Here is a 17,532-nt window from a genome sequence, read left to right on the forward strand (position 1 = left end):
TCATGCGGCTGCCCGCCCGGCACCCGCCGCAGTGATCCCCTTGGTGGAGGCGATCACATGCTTCAGCTTCTTCGAGAGCGCCTCATAGAACATGCTCAGGGGAAACTCGTCCGGAAGCACGTCGTCGACGAGCTTACGGGGCGGTTGTTCGAGGTCCAAGGCGTCCGGGCCCTTGGCCCAGCGGGAACCCGGGTGCGGAGAAAGATAGGTCGCGACCAGGTCGTAGGCCGCGAACCAGTGGACCAGCTTCGGGCGGTCGATCCCCTCGCGGTAGAGCGTCTCGATCTCTCCGCAGAGCTGGTTGGTGATCTGCGGGGCGCGGGCCCAGTCGATCTTGAGCGTGTTGTCGGTCCAGCGCACCACGTCGTGCTTGTGGAGGTACGCGAAGAGCAGCTGGCCGCCGAGGCCGTCGTAGTTCCGCACGCGCTCGCCGGTGACGGGGAAGCGGAACATCCGGTCGAAGAGGACCGCGAACTGCACGTCACGGCCCTGCCCGAAGCCGTCCGCCTCCAGCTTCACGGCCTCCCGGAAGGCGGTGAGGTCGCAGCGCAGCTCCTCCAGCCCGTACATCCAGAACGGCTGCCGCTGCTTGATCATGAAGGGGTCGAAGGGCAGGTCGCCGTGGCTGTGGGTGCGGTCGTGGACCATGTCCCACAGCACGAATGCCTGCTCGCAGCGCTTCTGGTCGCCGAGCATGGCCTCGATGTCCTCGGGGAGCTCCAGGCCCAGCAGGTCGACCGACGCCTCGGTCACCCGGCGGAAGCGGGCGGCCTCGCGGTCGCAGAAGATGCCGCCCCAGCTGAAGCGCTCCGGGGCCTCGCGCACGGCGATGGTCTCGGGGAAGAGGACGGCGGAGTTGGTGTCGTAACCCGCGGTGAAGTCCTCGAAGGTGATGCCGCAGAACAGCGGGTTGTCGTAGCGCGTGGCCTCGAGGTCGGCCAGCCACTCGGGCCAGACCATCCGCAGCACGACGGCTTCGAGGTTGCGGTCGGGGTTGCCGTTCTGCGTGTACATCGCGAACACGACGAGGTGCTGGAGGCCGTCGGCGCGGTTCCTGGCGGGCTGGAAGGCCAGCAGGGAGTCGAGGAAGTCCGGGACACCGAAGCCGTCCGCGACCCAGCGGCGCAGGTCCGCGACGAGCGCGCGGTGGTAGTCCGCGTCGTGCGGGAGCAGCGGGGAGAGCTGCTCCACGGCGGTGGTCACCCGCTCGACGACGGAGGCCGCGGCCTCCGCGGAGGGCGCGTTCTCGGCCTCCAGGTCTATGGAGCCGTCCTTGGACTGCCAGGGGCGCAGCTCCTCCACGGCACTCTTGAGCGCGGGCCAGGCCGGGTGCTCCACGACCCGCTGGGCAGCAGTTGTCGCGCCGGCGGTGGCGGTCTGCTCAAGAATTTCCGTCATGACACTTCCTTCACGGGAGAACCTCGCGTCAAGTAACCGTATCCATGTGCGGTTCCTTCGGACAAGTGGAGGGCAGAAAATTATCCTGCCGCCCCCCATGCTCACCGTTATTTTTCCTGCCACACATCCGTAGGACAACTTCTTCCTCACGACTGGCCGGGCAGCCGCGGCCGGGCACGCGCGAACTGGTTCCCTGGGGGCAGGAGTCGCACGCAGGGCAAGGACGACGGACGGAAGCGGGAGTGTCTTGACTTTTCTCACCATCGGTCATCGCGGAGTCATGGGTGTCGAACCGGAGAACACGCTGCGCTCGTTCGCGCACGCGGAGCAGGCCGGCATGGACGCCGTCGAACTGGACCTCCATCTCAGCAAGGACGGCGCACTCGCCGTGATGCACGACGCGTCGGTGGACCGGACCACGGACGGGCAGGGACTGATCGCGGAGAAGACGCTCGGGGAGCTCCGTGAGCTCGACGCCGGACAGGGCGAGCGGGTGCCCGTGTTCGAGGAGGTGCTCGATGCCGTCCGGTCTCCGCTCCAGGCGGAGATCAAGGACGTGGCGGCGGCGCGGGCCCTGGCGGACGTGATGCTGCGACGCGGCCTGGCCGGCCGCGTGGAGGTGTCCTCGTTCCATGACGAGGCGGTCGCCGAGATCGCGCAGCTGGTGCCCGGGGTGAGGACCGTCCTCATCGCCAGCCGCTGGGAGGGCGACGTGGTGGACCGGGCGAAGGCGGTCGGTGCGGCGACCCTGGCCCTCAACATCCGCCGCCTCACCCTCGAGGTGGTCGAGCAGGCGCACGCGGAAGGCCTGAAGGTGATCGGCTGGGTCGTGAACACCCAGGACCACCTGCGGCTGGTGCGCGCGCTGGGCCTGGACGGAGCGACGACCGACTACCCGGAGATCCGCAGGTCGGGCCGCTTCACGGCGTGAACCCGGGATCCGGCACGCGGGCCGCCGCTAGAGCTCCTTCACCAGCAGCTCGAACGCCAGGTCGTCGCGCTGCGGAATCCCGAAGCGCTCGTCGCCGTACGGGAAGGGCGTCAGCTCTCCCGTGCGGCGGTAGCCCCGGCGCTCGTACCAGGCGATCAGTTCCTCACGGACCGAGATCACCGTCATGTGCATCTCCGCCACCCCCCAGTCGGAGCGGGCCGTGCGCTCGGCCTCGGCGATGATCACCTTCCCGAGTCCCGCGCCCTGCATCCCCGGCCTGACGGCGAACATGCCGAAGTAGGCGGCCCGGCCGCGGTGTTCGAGCTGGCAGCAGGCGACGGGGGCGCCCTCCTGCTCGGCGACCAGGATCCGCCCCGAGGGATCGGCGATGATCTCGCGTACCCCGTCGGCGTCGGTGCGCCGGCCCTGGAGGATGTCCGCCTCGGTGGTCCATCCCGCCCGGCTCGCGTCCCCCCGGTAGGCGGACTCGACGAGTCGCACGAGGACCGGGACGTCGTCCTCGGTCGCGTCGCGGAAGGTGAGTTCTGCCCGTGCCGTGGCGGGTGCGATGTCCATGGGGCTCTTCTCCGGTGAGGCGCTGCCGACTGTGCCTTCCCGAGACTAACCCGCCCCCCGACCGCCCCCGCGGGCCCGGGCGCGCTCCCCCAATACTTCAATGCGCCCCGGTAGGAGCGGGCCGGACGGGGCATCGATGGGACGACACCGGAGTCGTTCGCCGTAGGGGGAGGTGCGCCGTGCACGGACCGGCACTGTCCGGCTGGCTGCTCATGGTGCTGTGCGGGCTCACCGGGACGTACTGCCTGCTGCGCACCCGGGACGGTACGGCGCGGGAGCGCAGTGCGGCGCGCGCCGAGGCGCTGATGGGTTTCGGCATGGCCGCGATGGCGCTGCCCGCCGCCCTGCTCACCCTCCCGGGGTGGATGTGGGCCGTGTACGCCGTGACGTTCGGCGCGTCGGCCCTGCGCGCGCTCGTGTACGCGCGGACCGGAGGACATCATCTGCACCATCTGGTCGGCTCGCTGGCCATGGTCTACATGTCCGTCGCGATGATTCCGGCGTCGGCGCACGCCGTCGGAGGTCACGCGGGCCATGGTTCCGGTGCCGCGGGAGGCGTCCCCGCCCTGACGGGAGCGCTGCTCGTCTACTACGCGGCGTACGTCCTGCGCTCGGCGGGGCGGCTCATACCGGCGCCGGCGGCCGTGGCCGTGCCGGACGGCGGGGCGGCCGGCGTCTCCTGGGGCGCCCGGCCCGAGCTGGCACTCGCCTGCCGACTGACCATGGCGATGGCCATGTTCGCCATGCTGCTCACCCTGTGAGACAGCGGCCGTCCCCCGCCGTGGCGTACGTCACTTGACGCGCGCGGCCATATCCCGGGATACGGCGGACTCATAGGCTGACGCCCATGTTGGTCTCCCTGGCCCTGCTGCTGCTCGGTGCGCTGGCCGCCGTCGCGGCCCCGGGCCTGATGGCGAGGGCCCCATGGCCGGACCGGGAGCCCGTCGTCGCACTGTGGGTGTGGCAGTGCGTCGTGGCGGGTGTCCTGGTCTCGTTCGCGCTCTCCATGACCTTCAGCGCGGCAGCCGCCTGGCAGGCGGTCCGCGGTCATGTCTTCGCGCCCGCCCCGCACGGTGTGGTCGAGGCGTACGCCCTCGGCGCGTACGGGCCGTGGTCCGCGGTCATCGCCGTGCTGCTGGCCCTGGGAGGCGTGTGGAGCGGTGCGATGCTCGTACGGGAGATCCACCGGGCGGGCCGGCGGCGTCGGCTGCGCCGCACCGAACTGCTGGCGCGTTCCCCGCTGATGCCGGGCGAAGAGCCCGGCGACGGGCGCCTCGTGGTCCTGGAGGGCGAGCGCCCCGGTGCGTGGTGGCTGCCCGGTTCGGCACCTCGACTGGTCGTCACCACCGCGGCTCTGGACCGGCTGAAAGGCCGTCAGCTGGATGCCGTGCTGGCTCACGAGCAGGGACACGCCCAGGCCCGGCACGACTGGCTGCTGCACTGCTCGGGCGCCCTCGCGAACGGATTTCCGCAGATCCCCGTCTTCGCGGCGTTCCGCGACGAGATGCACCGCCTCGTCGAGCTGGCGGCGGACGACGTGGCGTCACGACGTTTCGGGCGGCTGACCATCGCCCTCGCCCTGGTCGAACTCAACGAGGACCGTGGGGTGTTCGGGCCCGGTCCGGCATCCGGCGCCCATGTGCCGCTCCGGGTCGACCGCTTGCTGGCACCGACGCAGCGGCTCTCCGCGGGGCACCGGCTGCGGCTGACGGCGGCGGCCGCGCTGGTGCCGGTCGTACCGCTGGTGGTGGCCTTCGTGCCGGGACTCCGCGCACTGGGATAGCCGGGCTCGCGTCCTTTCCGCCAGGATCGTCCCCATGCACTCGTCCTCACGCCCAGCGCATGCCGCCGTCCCCCTGCTCGTCACCGGTCTCGTCTGCGCGGCCCTCTCCGTGGTCCTGTTGTCACTGGTCGTCGTGCGCTGGCCGCCGCTGATCTCCGCGGACGCCACGATCGCCGAGGCGCTGCACCGCGACGCGGTGGAAGAACCGGGGCTGGTCCACGTCAACCGCGTGCTGACGGACTGGGTGTGGGACCCCTGGACGATGCGTGCGCTGACGGCGGCGGCCGTGATCGCCCTGTGGTGGCGGGGAGCGCGGACGCTCGCGGCGTGGGTGGCCGTGACGAGCGCCGTCACCACGCTCGTGCAGCAGGGGCTCAAGGCCCTCGTGGGGCGGGAACGGCCTCGGTGGCCCGATCCGGTGGACTCGGCGAACTACGCCGCCTTCCCCTCGGGACACGTGATGACCGCGGCGGTGACGTGCGGGCTCCTCCTGTGGCTGCTGCGCCTGCACGGCGCGCAGGCGCCGCTGTGGTGGGGCTCACTCGCCCTCGCCGCGGTGTCGGTGACCGGCGTGGCGCTGACACGCCTCTACCTGGGCGTGCACTGGCCGAGCGACGTGCTGGGCGGAGCGCTCCTGGGCGGGGCCGTGTGTGCGCTGTCCCTCGCCGCGTACGCACACCGCACCGGCGGGGCGCCTTCGGCGCGCAGACGCCCTTGCAGGCCGGTCGCTGGGCGCCGATGATCACGGCATGCAGATCAAAGGCGCGCTTTTCGACTTCTCCGGGACCCTCTTCAGGATCGAGCCCGTCACCTCATGGCTGCGCGCAGCCCTGGACAGCACGGGCACGGGCCTGGACGAGGCCGGCTTCGAGGGAGCCGTACAGCGGCTGACGGCGGCCGGAGCACTGCCCGGAGGCCCCGCGCCCGAGCGGATCCCGCCTGAACTGGCCTCCGCCTATGCCGTTCGCGACAGCAGCGCGCGCCACCACAGGGAGGCGTACACGGGCCTGGCCCGACAGGCGGGCCTGGACGCCGGCCTGTGCGACGTGCTGTACGAGCGCCACATGGATCCCGCCGCCTGGCAGCCGTATCCCGACGCCGGGGAGGTGCTGGGCGGACTGCGCGAGGAGGGGGTCCCGGTCGGCGTCGTGAGCAACATCGGCTGGGATCTGCGGCCCGTCTTCCGGGAGCACGGCCTGGACGGTCTGGTCGACGCCTACGTGCTGTCCTACGAGCACGGGATCCAGAAGCCCGATCCTCGCCTGTTCCGCACGGCGTGCACGCTGCTGGGGCGCGATCCGGCGGACGTCGTCATGGTCGGTGACGACCGCCACGCGGACGGGGGCGCCGCGGCACTCGGCTGCGAGGTGCGCTTCGTCGACCACCTCCCCGTGGCCGAGCGGCCGGGCGGACTCCGGGCGCTCGGTCTGACGGCACGACTCTCGGCGGAGGGCCGCGACACCCGCGGTTCGTGAAGGATTCCGGGAGGCGGTGTGAGGGATATCCCTGTCCCCGAGGGGGGTCGGCCGCTCTGACGGGGCCTAACCTGGTGGGCATGTCCCCGTATCCGAACACGTCCGCCCGCGTGCGCCCCGCCTCTGTGGTCAACGAAGCGATCCGCGACCTGTGGCAGCGCTCGGGGGGACTGCTGTCTCCGGAGGACGAGACCGAGTACCAGCGCCTGCTCGTGGAGTGGGCCGCCGCCGCGGGTACGAGCGTGCGGCCGGCCGCCTGACGCTTCGCGGGCCGCACACGCCCCCGCGGCTGATTCCGGCGATCCCCCGCATCGCCGGAGTCAGGGGTACAGCATGTCCCCGCGCCGCCCACCGGTCAATGAGACGGGCGTGCCCCGCCGGACGGAGACCGTCCGGCGGGGCACTCGTTCTCACCTGCGGCTGGAGCTGCCGGATCAGTGGCGGAAGTACTCCGGCTGCGTCTGCACGTTGAGCTCGGGCAGGCGCACCCGCTTGGCCGGGTCCGTCCGCCGGTCGTCGAGCTTCAGGACGTCGAAGCCCTTGGCGATGTCGTTGGAGTAGATGTAGCCGTTGTAGTAGTACGCGGACCAGGGGCCCGCGGTGGTGACGGCGTCCGTGGAGACGGGGCCGCGCTCGAAGTACGCGATCTCCTTCGGCTTGGAGGAGTCGGTGAAGTCCCACACGGAGACCCCGCCCTGGTACCAGGCCTGGACCATCAGGTCGCGGCCCTTCACCGGGATGAGCGACCCGTTGTGGGCGACGCAGACCTCCGTGTCGGCCTGGGGGCGGTCGATCTTGAAGTAGCTGCGGAAGACCAGCTTGCGCTTGTCGCCCTTGCCGGTGATGTCGTAGATCCCGTCCGCGCCCCGGTTCGGGCCGATCTCGTCGTTGCAGGTGGCGGCGCCGCCCCCGCCGAGCTCGTCCGTGAACACGACCTTGTCGGCGTCCTGGTTGAAGCTGGCGGAGTGCCAGAACGCGAAGTTCACGTTGTCCTGGACCCGGTCGATGATCTTCGGGTTCTCCGGGTCCTTGATGGAGAACAGCAGGCCGTCACCCATGCAGGCGCCCGCGGCCAGGTCCTTCGACGGCAGGACGGTGATGTCGTGGCAGCCGGTGGTCTTGGACACGCCCGGGTTGTCCGGCGCGCCCGGGTTGCCGCCGTCCGGGAAGAGGACGGGGAAGTTGACGATCCGGGCGTCCTGGGGAGCCTTGCGTGGCACCTTGATGACGGAGATTCCGTCGTGCGGCGGCTGGCAGTCCGGGAACGTCGCGTTCGGCGAGTAGGAGGAGACGTAGACGTACACGTCCTTCCGCTCGGGAATGATCGTGTGGGTGTGCGAACCGCATGCCGTCTCGACCGCCGCGACGTACTTCGGGTTGCGCTTGTCGCTGATGTCGAAGACCTTCATGCCCTCCCAGGAGGACTTCTCCGTGGCGGGCTGGGTGGTGCTGGCACACGAGTTGTCGCTGCGCGAGGAGTCGGTGGACAGGAACAGCAGGTTGCCCGAGACCGAGATGTCGTTCTGCGAACCGGGGCAGAGGACCTGCGCGACGGTCTTCGGCTTCTTCGGGTTGCCGATGTCGAAGATGCGGAAGCCGTCGTAGTTCCCGGCGAAGGCGTACCTGCCCTGGAAGGCCAGGTCCGTGTTGAGCCCCTGGAGCGCGTCCTTGGGGATGTTGGTGACGTGCTCGATGTTGTCGCTGTGGACTATCTCGTCCACGCCGGGTATCTCGCCGCTCTTGATGGCGGCCCTGGCTTCGGCCTGTTCGCCGGCGGAGACGCCACCGCGGGTGGTGGCGGCGTCGCCCGGGTCCGGCGTGGCGGCGGCGGGCCCGGCTGTCAGCAGAGTGGCGAAGAGCCCGGCCGCGGCTGCCGCCACACCCAGACGTCTGCGCCGCACGCTTGTGGTGTGCAACGAGGTCACTGCGTCCTCCCTTGTATCCGTTCATCGTGGAACGGTTCATGGACCCCGGCAGTATCGTCCCTCCCATGTACACACCAACAGATGGCAACACAGACGTAATGAAAGTTTTTGATCACCGCCCGGTGGAAGGTGTTAGGACGGTCTGCAACACAACCAAGTGCTCCTGGAGGTAGTTGTGCTGATACCCCGTCGGATGGCGCGCCTGCGCTCCGTCGCCCTGGTGGCCGTCCTCTCGGCCGCGCTGTTCGCGAGCGGGTGCGACGAGGACGGCGGCGACGGTGCGACGAAGTCCGCCGCGGACAGGGGCCCCTCGGTCATCGCTCCCGGGAAGCCGGGGGAGCCCGCCCGGACGCTGTCGCCCGACGAGGCCGCCGAGGCCGCCGGGGACGACACCCCGAACTCCGCCGACATCAGATACGCGCGGATGATGATCGAGCATCACCGGCAGGCGCTGGTGCTCACCGCGCTCGTGCCCGAGCGGGCGCGGTCGGGCTCGGTCGAGCGGCTCGCCCAGCGGATTTCCGCCGCCCAGAAGCCGGAGATCGCCGCCATGGAGGGGTGGCTGAAGAACAACGGTGCCGACGACCGCGAGGAGACCCATGAGCATTCCTCGATGCCGGGCATGGCGACCGAGGCCCAGCTGGCCGACCTGCGCGCGGCGCGGGGCCAGGCGTTCGACACGCTCTTCCTGCAGCTGATGATCACTCACCACCAGGGGGCGGTCACGATGGCCACCGAGGCCCTCGCGGACGGCAACAACGTGCTGGTGGAGGAGATGGCCAACGACGTCGTGGCACAGCAGACCGTCGAGGTCGAGCGCATGCGGGCGCTGATGACCTGAACCGTGCCGGGGTCGCGGGCGGGGGCTCAGCTCTCGCCGTGGCGCCGGGCCTGGAGGGTGGCCGCCCCGAGGACGCTGTCCAGCAGCCCGGGGAACAACGCGTCCAGGTCGTCCACCCGCACACAGTTCAGCTTCGCCGTGCCGCGGTAGAACTGGCTGACGACGCCGCTCTCGCGGAGCACCCTGAAGTGGTGCGTCAAGGTGGACTTGGACACCGGGAGGTCGAAGCGTGAGCAGGCCAGTTCGTCGGCCGCCCCCGCCAGCTGGCGCACGATCCTGAGCCTGATCGGGTCGGAGAGCGCGTGGAGCACTCCCTCGACGCGGATCTCCTCGCGCGAGGGGTGGGCGAGGACGCGAGCGGCGTTCGGCGTCGGCGTCACGACGGCTCCACTTCGGACGGGGGACTCCATTGTACGAGGGTCATCGAACTCCTATTCCGGGACCGCTGCCACCACGAGGCGGGCGCGCGGGCTCCCGTCCGGTCTCCGGCCGAGGCTCTCCAGCGGCAGGAGCCGGGTTCCGAAGCCCGCGCGGGAGAGATCGGCCAGGACCCCCGGCAGCGGGAACGTGCGGTAGTACATGATGAATCGCGGGCGCAGGAGGGCGTTGCGCACCCTCATGGCCGCATCGAAGCCGAACAGCGACCAGTAGGCCCGGGAACCGACCGCGGGCGGCGCGCCCACCGGGAAGACGAACAGTCCGCCCGGCCTCAGGGAGGCACGCACCTGGGCGAACAGACCGGGGCGTTCCGACGGCAGGAAGTGCCCGAAAGCTCCGAGGCTCACGGCCAGGTCGAAGACCGGCCGGAACGGCAGGGCCCGCGCGTCCGCCCGCACCCAGCCGACGTCGGGGCCGCCGCCGCCGGCCGGGTGCGATGCCCCGGCGACGGCGAGCATGCCCGCGCTGAAGTCGACGCCGGTGACGCGCTCCGTGCACAGACCCCGCAGCACGCCCACCCCGGCGCCGGTGCCGCAGCAGACGTCGAGGCCGCTGCCGAAGGGCCCCAGGGGCCGCACCGCGTCGGTGACGGCGTCGAGGACCCGGTCCGGGGTGCGGTACGGCGTGAGGTCGAACTTCGGGGCGAGCAGGTCGTATCCGCGCATCGTCGAGGAGAGCGCCTGTACGGCCAGTTCGCGGAGCGTGGGGCCCTGCGGAGTGGACATCGCGGTCAGCGTACCGACAGCGGTGGCGTCACACCGCCCGGCCGTACTGATCGGGCGTGCGGACCTCGCCGCCGAGCTCCCTCGACGCCCTGCGGGCGAAGTAGGGGTCGCGCAGAAGTGCACGGCCGAGCAGGACCGCGTCCGCACCTCCGTCGGTGACGATCTTCTCGGCCTGGACCGCGTCGGTGATCAGTCCGACGGCCGCGACCGGGAGGCCGGTCTCGGTGCGTACGCGTTCGGCGAACGGCACCTGGTAGCCGGGCTCCACGGGGATCCGCGTGTTCGGCGCCAGTCCGCCGGTCGAGACGTCCAGGAGGTCGACTCCGTGCGCGAGCAGCAGACGGGCCAGGCGGACCGTCTCGTCGGCGGTCCAGCCCTCGCGTGCGTCGTCCGCGTTCTCGGTCAGCCAGTCGGTCGCGGAGATGCGGAAGAACACCGGGAGTTCCTCGGGCCACACCGCGCGCACCGCGTCGACGACCTCCAGGGCGAGACGCGTGCGGTTCTCGAAGGAGCCGCCGTAGGAGTCGGTGCGGTGGTTGCTGTGCGGGGACAGGAACTGGCCGATGAGGTAGCCGTGCGCACCGTGGACCTCGGCGACCTGGAAGCCCGCGGCGAGCGCGCGCCGGGCGGCCGCCGCGAAGTCGTCGACGATCTTCTTGATGTCGTCGACGGTCAGCTCGGCGGGTGCGGGGTCGCCCTCGTCGTACCCGAGAGGACTCGGGGCGACCGTCTGCCAGCCTCCGGGCTCGCCGGCCCCGATGGGAGTGCCGCCGCGCCAGGGCAGATCCGTCGAGGCCTTCCGCCCGGCGTGCGCGAGCTGGATGCCGGGGACCGTTCCCTGGCTCAGGAGGAAGTCGGTGACGCGCCGGAACGCCTCCACCTGCCGGTCGTTCCAGATACCGAGGTCCGAGGGGCTGATCCGCCCCTCGGGACTGATGGCGGTGGCCTCCGTCAGGACGAGTCCCGTGCCGCCCACCGCGCGCGCCGCGTAGTGGGCGAAGTGCCAGTCGTTGACCGTGCCCGCGTCGGGCCCGGAGGCCTCCGCGCTGTACTGGCACATCGGAGCCATCCAGACACGGTTGGGGACGGTCAGCGACCTCAGGGTGTAGGGCTCGAAGAGTGCACTCACGGGGGGCTCCGATTCATCGGGACGCGACGGGGGCGGCCGGCCGGGACGCACCCGGTCGCCACTTCGTACGAGAATCACCGTACTACGAGAGTTACCGTACTACGACGAGCGTCGGATTATGAAGCCGCGCGACGGCCGCCCCGGTCAGCTCCCCGGGCGCAGCCGGCGCCTCAGCCCGATGTCGGTCTCGGCCGAGTAGACCTGGCTCCAGCTGCGTCCGGCTCCCGATGTCCACGTCACCAGGACGTTCGCCCCGTCCGGCTTGACCGACTCGACCGTCATGGTCCGGTTCCCGTCGCGCACGTCGCCGCGCAGCAGTTCACCGGCCTTGACCGTGACGGGCTCCGACCTGGTGTTCTCCGCCTCGGCCGCCACGGCGACGAGCGCCGCGGCCAGTTCCCTGGCCACAGCCGGGGAACACGTCCAGGAGGCGCGTACCGCGGGTCCCTCCACCTGGATGCCGACCCGTGCGGGCCCGTCCTCCGGGCCGGGGGCGATGCCGAGCACCACCTCTCGGCCGTCGGTGTCCTGGACCTCGACGCTCATCCGTGTCTCCTCCTCGTCCCGCTCCGGCCGGCGGACCTCGGACCACCGGTCCTCATGGAGTACCACGACGGGCAGGCCGGGCGGAATCCGAGGGCCCGTGACCCGGGCCGCCCGAAAGTTTCGACAGAGCCCCGCACCCCTTCGGATGACGGGTGCGGGGCTCCGCTCCTCACTCCTGGGCGCGCGGCGGTCCGAGCGACGTGGCGCACACCATGCGGCGCCGGTGATCGACGGTGCGCTCGGGTCCGGTGAGACGCAGCCGCACGGTGTGCTTGACGTCCGCCGCGTCACTGGACGTGGCGAAGCGGAGTTCGAGGTCTCCCGGTTCCACGATCCGGCGCCCCGCGGTCCCGGTGAAGGAGACCAGGTCCGCGTGGAAGCGGAAGCCGACCGTGCGGGACTCCCCCGCGGCGAGCGGCACCCGGGCGTAGGCGATCAGCCGGGCCTCGGGGCGCGTGGTCTGGGCTACCGGGTCGTGGGCGTAGAGCTGGACGACCTCGGCCCCGTCGCGGTCGCCGGTGTTGCGGACCGTGATCGCGATGTCCGTCTCTCCGTCGGTGGGAAGCTCGGCCGGCACATCCGGGCCGGGCTCCCAGGCGAACGAGGTGTAGGACAGTCCGTGCCCGAACGGGTAGAGCGGGCTCGGGTCGAGGTTGCTCACCCCGTTGGCACGGCCCAGCGGGGGCTGGAGGTACGTCCACGGCTGTCCCCCGGGCCCCTCGGGGACGCCCAGCGGCAGACGTCCGGAGGGGTTCACCCGGCCCGAGAGCACACCGGCGAGCGCAGGACCGCCCTCCTCGCCGGGAAAGAACGCCTGCACACAGCCCGCCAGCCGCGCGGCACGTCCGCCGAGCGCGTACGTACGTCCCGTCAGCAGGACCAGGACGACCGGGGTGCCGGTGGCCAGGAGTGCGTCCAGGAGTTCGCCCTGCCGCCCCGGCAGGGCGAGATCCGCCGCGTCACAGCCCTCTCCGGACGTGCCCCGTCCGAACAGCCCGGCCCGGTCACCGAGCACGGCGACGCAGACGTCGGCCCCGGCGGCCAGCGCGGCGGCCGCCTCGATGCCGGAGGTGTCCGTACCGTCCACCTCGCAGCCCTGGGCGTGGTCGACGCCCGCGCCCGGGAACTCCGCGCGCAGGGACTCCAGCAGCGTCGGAACCTCGATGCCCATCGGCGAGGCGGGGTGCTGGACCCCGACGTGGCTGGGGAAGGAGTAGCAGCCCAGCATGGCCAGGGGGTCGTCGGCGCGTGGTCCCACGACCGCGATCCGGCCGGTGCCGGTCAGCGGCAGAAGGCTGTCGGGGTTGGCCAGCAGCACACAGGACCTCTCGGCGAGCAGCCGGGCCAGGTCCCGGTTCCCGGGCGGGTCCAGGTCCACCGTGCCGCGCGCCCGTCCGGGCTCCACACCGTCGAGTGCGCCGGGCAGGACGGACGGGTCCGGGTCGAGCAGTCCGAGCGCGCACTTCTGGAGCAGGACGCGGTGCAGGGCGCGGTCCAGGAGTTCCTCCGCGACACGTCCGTCCCGCACGGCGGCGACCAGTTCGTCGCCGTAACTGCGCACGGTGGGCAGTTCGACGTCGACCCCCGCGGTCAGCGCGAGGCGGGCGGCGTCCCCGCGGTTCCCCGCCACCTTGTGCAGGGTCTCCAGGAAACCGATGCCGAAGTAGTCGGCGACGACCGTGCCGGTGAATCCCCAGGTGTCCCGGAGGAGTCCGGTGAGCAGGGAGGGATCGGCGGCGGCGGGCACGCCGTCGATCTCCGCGTAGGAGTGCATCACGGAGCGTGCGCCGCCTTCCAGGACGGCCATCTCGAAGGGCGGGAGGATCACGTCCGCCATCTCCCGGGCGCCCGCCCTGACGGGCGACAGGTTCCGTGCGCCGGCCGACGCGGAGTACCCCGCGAAGTGCTTGAGAGTGGCGACGATCCCGGCGGACTCGAGACCCCGGACGTAGGCCGTGCCGATGGTCGCGACCAGGTAGGGGTCCTCACCGATCGTCTCCTCGACCCGGCCCCAGCGCAGGTCGCGCACCACGTCCAGGACCGGCGCGAGTCCCTGGTGGACGCCCACCGACCGCATGTCGTGGCCGATCCGCCGGGCCATCTCCGTGACGAGGCCGGGGTCCCAGGCCGCGCCCCAGGCGAGCGGGACCGGGTAGGCCGTCGCACCCCAGGCGGTGAAGCCGGCCAGGCACTCCTCGTGGGCGAGTGCCGGGACACCGAATCTGCCGGCTGCGACGATCCTGGCCTGGGCGGTGGCCAGGGCGACGGCTCCGACGCCCGGGTCCACGGGAGCGGTGCCGAACGGCCGGGTGAGCTGGCCCAGTCCGCGGGTGGTGAGGTCCTCGAAGTCGACGGGGTCGACCATGTCGTTCTGGTGCGGCGCGACTCCGTCGCCCTCGGCGTCGGCACCCACCCAGATCCCGTACAGCTGGGCGGCCTTCTCCTCCAGCGTCATCCGGGACGCCAGATCGGCCACCCGCTCCTCGGGGCTGAGCGACGGGTCGCGCCACGGTCCGTCCACGGCCGGGGACGGGTCGGCCGGACGGGCCTGCGGTGCGGGGTGGATTGCCATGGCGGCAGGGGTTCCTCTCATGAGTGCGGTGGTCCGGGGCGGCGTCTGCGCTCTATTTGCCGCCCACCCCCATCAGTCCGTCGATGAGGGCGCGCCGGGCGACGAGGTACACGGCGAATATGGGGACGACGGAGAGGACGATCGCCGCGAGCACCGCCGGGATGTTCACTCCGAACTGGGTCATGAAGGTGAACAGCCCGAGCGTCAGGACGCGGTTCTCCTGCGACTGGGTCAGGATCAGCGGGAACAGGAAGCCGTTCCACGCCTGCAGGGCGGAGAAGATCGCCACCGTGCTGATCCCGGCCCTGGACAGCGGGACGGCGAGCTGCCAGAGCATGCGGACGGGTGACGCGCCGTCCAGGGCCATCGCCTCGTACATCTCCTCGGAGACGTCGCGCATGGTGCCGCTGAGGACCAGGACCGCGACCGGCATCGCGAAGGCGGCGGTGGGCAGGATGACCGCCCAGAGGGTGTCGTACAGACCGAGCTTGCCGATCATCAGGTACAGCGGCACGATCACCGCCTGGGCCGGGATCGCGACGCCCAGCAGGAACATCCGGAAGGCCAGCGACGAGAGGCGGCTGCGGGTGCGCACCGCCACGTAGGCCACCGGCACGGAGAGCACCAGGACGAGGGCGACCGTGGCGGCGGCGACGATCGCGGTGTTGCCGAGCAGTGCGGCGAAGCCGCTGTCCAGCACGGTCCGGTAGTTCTCGAAGGTCGGGTCGGCCGGAAGCGCGAGCGGGTCTCCGCCCAGCGCCTGGTCCTGCCGCATCAGCGACGCGGAGACCAGCGTGTACAGCGGTACCAGGACGACGACGAGCCAGATCAGCGAGCCGAGGCCGGCCACCGGGTTGCCGTGGGACCTTCGGCGGCGGACCGGGCGCGCCCCGCGGCCGGCGGCGGGCACCGGCCGGTGGGTGGGCGTGGCGGGACGGGTGTCGGTGGACATGGGCGTCACATACCTTCCCGGGTGGAACGCATGGCCCCGAACCCGCTGAAGCGGACCATGACCAGCGAGATGCCCGTGGCCACGACGACGAGCGCGGTGGCGATGGCCGCGGCGTAGCCGAGGTCGTACGTCTGGAAGCCGGTCCGGTACATCAGGTAGGGCAGGATCGTGGTGTCGGTGCCGGGTCCGCCCTTGGTCATGATGAGGACGGTGTCGAAGTACGTCAGCGATCCGACGACCATCAGCACCGAGGACGTCGTGATCGTGTGACGCAGCTGCGGCAGCGTGATGTGGAAGAACTGCCGCACCATGCCCGCGCCGTCGATGGCGGCGGCCTGGTGGAGGACTTCGGGGATCTGGCGGGCACCGCCCTGGTAGATCAGTGTGTGGAAGGGCATGAACTGCCATCCGCCGACGAACGCCACCACGAGCAGGGCTCCGGTGGACGATCCCATGACGTCGGGATCGATGCCGAGCCAGGGCCCGATCGTCCTGATCACGCCGAAGTTCGGGTCCAGCAGGGCGTGGAAGAGCATCGCTATGGCGGTGGTGGAGAGCAGCAGCGGGACGAAGAAGACCGCCGACAGGAAGGCGCGGCTGCGTTGGCGACCCGCCGCCCAGACGCCCAGCAGCAGTGCCACCGGGGTCTGGAAGGCCCAGCTGACCGTGGTGAGCAGCAGGCTCAGCCATGCGGCCTGACCGAACTCCTTGTCCTGGAACAGCCGGGTCCAGTTGTCCAGGCCGGTCAGGGTCGGGGAGTCGAGCCCGTCCCACCGGCAGAAGGAGAGGCAGACGGCGATCGCCAGGGGCACGACCGCGAAGACGGCGAAGAAGAGGATGCCGGGGAGCGCCCAGGCGACCGGGGGGCGGCCGGTGTTTCCGGCGGCCGCGCTCCCGCCGCCGCGCCTCTTCGCGACCGGGGTGTGGGAGGACATCGTTACCTGGCGGCCTTCATCGCTGCGACGAACTGCTCGGGCGTGCTCTTGCCCGCGAACAGCTTGCTGATCTCGGTGAGGAGCGGGGTGGCGTAACGGGCTTCGAGCGCCTGGTCCCACGAGAGGGTGAAGCTCGGGGCCTTCTGGACCATGGCGTACTGGTCTGCGGCGAACTGCGGATTGGGCGAACCGCTGAGCATCGAGGCCGCGTTGGACGTGGTGGGCACGTCGCCGTTGTCGACGAGGGACTGGGCGTAGGCCGTGGACGCCATCGTCTTCAGGAACGCGACGGCGGTGTCCTTGTGCTTGGTGCGGGCGTTGACCGACCAGTAGTTGGTGGGGTTGCCCACGACGTTCGCCGCGTCGCCCACTCCCCCGGCGACGGTCGGGAAGGCGGTCCAGCCGAGGTCCTTCTTCGCGAACTCGGGAGCCTTGCCCAGCTGGGTCGAGTACTCCCACGACCCCATGAGGTGCATGGCCGCCTTGCCCTTGTTGAGCAGGGTCGGGGCGCCGCCGTTGCCGTAGTCGACCGAGTTGAAGTTCGTGCCGAAGGCCCCGTCGTCGACGAGTTCCACGACGGTCCTGGCGGTCTCCAGGACCGCGGGGTCGCCCCAGCCGTCGGTGTCACCGTCCTGGATCTTCCGGAAGACCTCGGGCCCGCCGATCCGGTCCAGCAGATACTCCATCCACATCAACTCGGGCCACTTGTCGGAGCCCCCGAGGGCGAACGGCGTGATGCCGGCGGCCTTGAAGGTGGTGACCGCCTTCTGCAGGTCCTCCCAGGTCCGGGGCGCCTGGAGACCGTGCTCCTCGAACAGGGCCTTGTTGTAGAAGAGCATCACGGGCTGCATGCCGCGCATCGGGACCCCGTAGATCTTGCCGTCGAGGCTGCCGGCCGTCATGACGGACGGCAGGAAGCCCTCCTTGAGCACGGGGTCCTTCCCGACCGTGGAGGTCAGGTCGACGAGCTTGCCGGAGTCGACGTACGGCTTGATGGACCCGCCGCCCCAGTTGAAGAAGACGTCCGGGGCGCCGGGTGAACCCATGGCGCTGCGCAGCTTGTTCACGTAGTCGGTGCCCGGGACGGACACCAGCTTCACCTTGACCTCGGAGGTCTTGTTGAAGGCGTCGACCGCGGCCTGCTGGACCTTGACCGCGTCGTCGCCGTAGACGTAGGCGGTGATCGTGCCGCCGTCGCTCCCGCCGGCCCCGGAGCCGCAGCCCGCCAGCAGCCCTGTCATCACCATCGCCGCACCTGCGGCGGCCCACCTCGTCGTACGCGTGCCCTGAGCGAATATCCCCGACC

At 71.1% G+C, this 17,532-nt stretch carries 18 protein-coding genes; 7 read left to right on the plus strand and 11 right to left on the minus strand.

Going from position 1 to position 17,532, the window contains the following annotated elements; all coding sequences use genetic code 11:
• Positions 1 to 1,398, minus strand: coding sequence for a DUF6421 family protein (locus tag OHT61_RS03580; RefSeq protein ID WP_329034970.1), 1,398 nt, complete (start codon positions 1,396 to 1,398; stop codon positions 1 to 3).
• Between the two features lie 280 nt (positions 1,399 to 1,678).
• Between OHT61_RS03580 and OHT61_RS03585 the strand changes: the two genes are divergently transcribed.
• Complete coding sequence (locus tag OHT61_RS03585) at positions 1,679 to 2,329, plus strand: glycerophosphodiester phosphodiesterase (protein ID WP_329034971.1); 651 nt, start codon at positions 1,679 to 1,681, stop codon at positions 2,327 to 2,329.
• Between the two features lie 27 nt (positions 2,330 to 2,356).
• On the opposite strand, the gene OHT61_RS03590 is transcribed toward OHT61_RS03585, so the two are convergent.
• Positions 2,357 to 2,905, minus strand: coding sequence for a GNAT family N-acetyltransferase (locus OHT61_RS03590; protein ID WP_329034972.1), 549 nt, complete (start codon positions 2,903 to 2,905; stop codon positions 2,357 to 2,359).
• A gap of 179 nt (positions 2,906 to 3,084) precedes the next feature.
• On the opposite strand from OHT61_RS03590, the gene OHT61_RS03595 reads away from it, so the two are divergent.
• The 5 genes from OHT61_RS03595 to OHT61_RS03615 all read left to right on the plus strand — a co-directional run bounded on the left by OHT61_RS03595 (position 3,085) and on the right by OHT61_RS03615 (position 6,423).
• The gene (locus OHT61_RS03595) at positions 3,085 to 3,666 is read left to right on the plus strand and encodes a DUF5134 domain-containing protein (RefSeq protein WP_329034973.1); all 582 of its coding nucleotides are present in this window, start codon (positions 3,085 to 3,087) and stop codon (positions 3,664 to 3,666) included.
• A gap of 86 nt (positions 3,667 to 3,752) precedes the next feature.
• The gene (locus tag OHT61_RS03600) at positions 3,753 to 4,688 is read left to right on the plus strand and encodes a M56 family metallopeptidase (protein ID WP_329034974.1); all 936 of its coding nucleotides are present in this window, start codon (positions 3,753 to 3,755) and stop codon (positions 4,686 to 4,688) included.
• 34 nt (positions 4,689 to 4,722) lie between these two features.
• The gene (locus tag OHT61_RS03605; protein WP_329034976.1) at positions 4,723 to 5,430 is read left to right on the plus strand and encodes a phosphatase PAP2 family protein; all 708 of its coding nucleotides are present in this window, start codon (positions 4,723 to 4,725) and stop codon (positions 5,428 to 5,430) included.
• A gap of 7 nt (positions 5,431 to 5,437) precedes the next feature.
• On the plus strand, positions 5,438 to 6,163 hold the full coding sequence (locus OHT61_RS03610) for an HAD family hydrolase (RefSeq protein WP_329034978.1): 726 nt from the start codon (positions 5,438 to 5,440) through the stop codon (positions 6,161 to 6,163).
• Between the two features lie 80 nt (positions 6,164 to 6,243).
• Positions 6,244 to 6,423: a hypothetical protein gene (locus OHT61_RS03615; RefSeq protein ID WP_329034979.1), complete on the plus strand. Its 180-nt coding sequence runs from the start codon at positions 6,244 to 6,246 to the stop codon at positions 6,421 to 6,423.
• Between the two features lie 174 nt (positions 6,424 to 6,597).
• Here OHT61_RS03615 and OHT61_RS03620 read toward each other — a convergent pair whose 3' ends face one another.
• Positions 6,598 to 8,088 (minus strand): LVIVD repeat-containing protein, encoded by a 1,491-nt coding sequence (locus tag OHT61_RS03620; RefSeq protein WP_329034981.1) that lies wholly within the window; start codon positions 8,086 to 8,088, stop codon positions 6,598 to 6,600.
• A gap of 193 nt (positions 8,089 to 8,281) precedes the next feature.
• Between OHT61_RS03620 and OHT61_RS03625 the strand changes: the two genes are divergently transcribed.
• Complete coding sequence (locus OHT61_RS03625; protein ID WP_329043078.1) at positions 8,282 to 8,929, plus strand: DUF305 domain-containing protein; 648 nt, start codon at positions 8,282 to 8,284, stop codon at positions 8,927 to 8,929.
• Between the two features lie 26 nt (positions 8,930 to 8,955).
• Here the strand turns inward: OHT61_RS03625 and OHT61_RS03630 are convergent, their stop codons facing one another.
• The 8 genes from OHT61_RS03630 to OHT61_RS03665 form a co-directional block, all read right to left on the minus strand.
• A complete protein-coding gene (locus OHT61_RS03630; RefSeq protein ID WP_329034983.1) occupies positions 8,956 to 9,339 on the minus strand; it encodes an ArsR/SmtB family transcription factor in 384 nt (127 codons plus the stop codon).
• 21 nt (positions 9,340 to 9,360) lie between these two features.
• Complete coding sequence (locus OHT61_RS03635) at positions 9,361 to 10,092, minus strand: class I SAM-dependent methyltransferase (RefSeq protein WP_329034984.1); 732 nt, start codon at positions 10,090 to 10,092, stop codon at positions 9,361 to 9,363.
• 28 nt (positions 10,093 to 10,120) lie between these two features.
• Positions 10,121 to 11,221, minus strand: coding sequence for an NADH:flavin oxidoreductase/NADH oxidase (locus tag OHT61_RS03640; protein ID WP_329034986.1), 1,101 nt, complete (start codon positions 11,219 to 11,221; stop codon positions 10,121 to 10,123).
• Between the two features lie 144 nt (positions 11,222 to 11,365).
• Positions 11,366 to 11,767, minus strand: a complete 402-nt coding sequence (locus OHT61_RS03645; protein WP_329034988.1) for a hypothetical protein — start codon at positions 11,765 to 11,767, stop codon at positions 11,366 to 11,368.
• Between the two features lie 169 nt (positions 11,768 to 11,936).
• On the minus strand, positions 11,937 to 14,339 hold the full coding sequence (locus tag OHT61_RS03650) for a glycoside hydrolase family 3 N-terminal domain-containing protein (protein WP_329034989.1): 2,403 nt from the start codon (positions 14,337 to 14,339) through the stop codon (positions 11,937 to 11,939).
• A 52-nt stretch (positions 14,340 to 14,391) separates the two neighbouring features.
• Positions 14,392 to 15,291, minus strand: a complete 900-nt coding sequence (locus tag OHT61_RS03655; protein WP_329034990.1) for a carbohydrate ABC transporter permease — start codon at positions 15,289 to 15,291, stop codon at positions 14,392 to 14,394.
• Positions 15,292 to 15,296: 5 nt separating this feature from the next.
• Positions 15,297 to 16,226, minus strand: a complete 930-nt coding sequence (locus OHT61_RS03660) for a carbohydrate ABC transporter permease (RefSeq protein WP_329034991.1) — start codon at positions 16,224 to 16,226, stop codon at positions 15,297 to 15,299.
• Positions 16,227 to 16,228: 2 nt separating this feature from the next.
• Positions 16,229 to 17,473 (minus strand): extracellular solute-binding protein, encoded by a 1,245-nt coding sequence (locus tag OHT61_RS03665; RefSeq protein WP_329034992.1) that lies wholly within the window; start codon positions 17,471 to 17,473, stop codon positions 16,229 to 16,231.
• Between the last annotated feature and the right edge of the window lie 59 nt (positions 17,474 to 17,532).

Source organism: Streptomyces sp. NBC_00178 (assembly GCF_036206005.1).
Classification (GTDB): domain Bacteria; phylum Actinomycetota; class Actinomycetes; order Streptomycetales; family Streptomycetaceae; genus Streptomyces.

Excerpts from the sequence above, each read along its gene's own strand:
- OHT61_RS03580 (WP_329034970.1), bottom strand. The coding sequence starts at position 1,398 with ATGACGGAAATTCTTGAGCAGACCGCCACCGCCGGCGCGACAACTGCT.
- OHT61_RS03585 (WP_329034971.1), top strand. The coding sequence starts at position 1,679 with ATGGGTGTCGAACCGGAGAACACGCTGCGCTCGTTCGCGCACGCGGAG.
- OHT61_RS03590 (WP_329034972.1), bottom strand. The coding sequence starts at position 2,905 with ATGGACATCGCACCCGCCACGGCACGGGCAGAACTCACCTTCCGCGAC.
- OHT61_RS03600 (WP_329034974.1), top strand. The coding sequence starts at position 3,753 with ATGTTGGTCTCCCTGGCCCTGCTGCTGCTCGGTGCGCTGGCCGCCGTC.
- OHT61_RS03605 (WP_329034976.1), top strand. The coding sequence starts at position 4,723 with ATGCACTCGTCCTCACGCCCAGCGCATGCCGCCGTCCCCCTGCTCGTC.
- OHT61_RS03610 (WP_329034978.1), top strand. The coding sequence starts at position 5,438 with ATGCAGATCAAAGGCGCGCTTTTCGACTTCTCCGGGACCCTCTTCAGG.
- OHT61_RS03615 (WP_329034979.1), top strand. The coding sequence starts at position 6,244 with ATGTCCCCGTATCCGAACACGTCCGCCCGCGTGCGCCCCGCCTCTGTG.
- OHT61_RS03625 (WP_329043078.1), top strand. The coding sequence starts at position 8,282 with ATGGCGCGCCTGCGCTCCGTCGCCCTGGTGGCCGTCCTCTCGGCCGCG.
- OHT61_RS03630 (WP_329034983.1), bottom strand. The coding sequence starts at position 9,339 with ATGGAGTCCCCCGTCCGAAGTGGAGCCGTCGTGACGCCGACGCCGAAC.
- OHT61_RS03635 (WP_329034984.1), bottom strand. The coding sequence starts at position 10,092 with ATGTCCACTCCGCAGGGCCCCACGCTCCGCGAACTGGCCGTACAGGCG.
- OHT61_RS03645 (WP_329034988.1), bottom strand. The coding sequence starts at position 11,767 with ATGAGCGTCGAGGTCCAGGACACCGACGGCCGAGAGGTGGTGCTCGGC.
- OHT61_RS03650 (WP_329034989.1), bottom strand. The coding sequence starts at position 14,339 with ATGGCAATCCACCCCGCACCGCAGGCCCGTCCGGCCGACCCGTCCCCG.
- OHT61_RS03655 (WP_329034990.1), bottom strand. The coding sequence starts at position 15,291 with ATGTCCACCGACACCCGTCCCGCCACGCCCACCCACCGGCCGGTGCCC.
- OHT61_RS03660 (WP_329034991.1), bottom strand. The coding sequence starts at position 16,226 with ATGTCCTCCCACACCCCGGTCGCGAAGAGGCGCGGCGGCGGGAGCGCG.
- OHT61_RS03665 (WP_329034992.1), bottom strand. The coding sequence starts at position 17,473 with ATGGTGATGACAGGGCTGCTGGCGGGCTGCGGCTCCGGGGCCGGCGGG.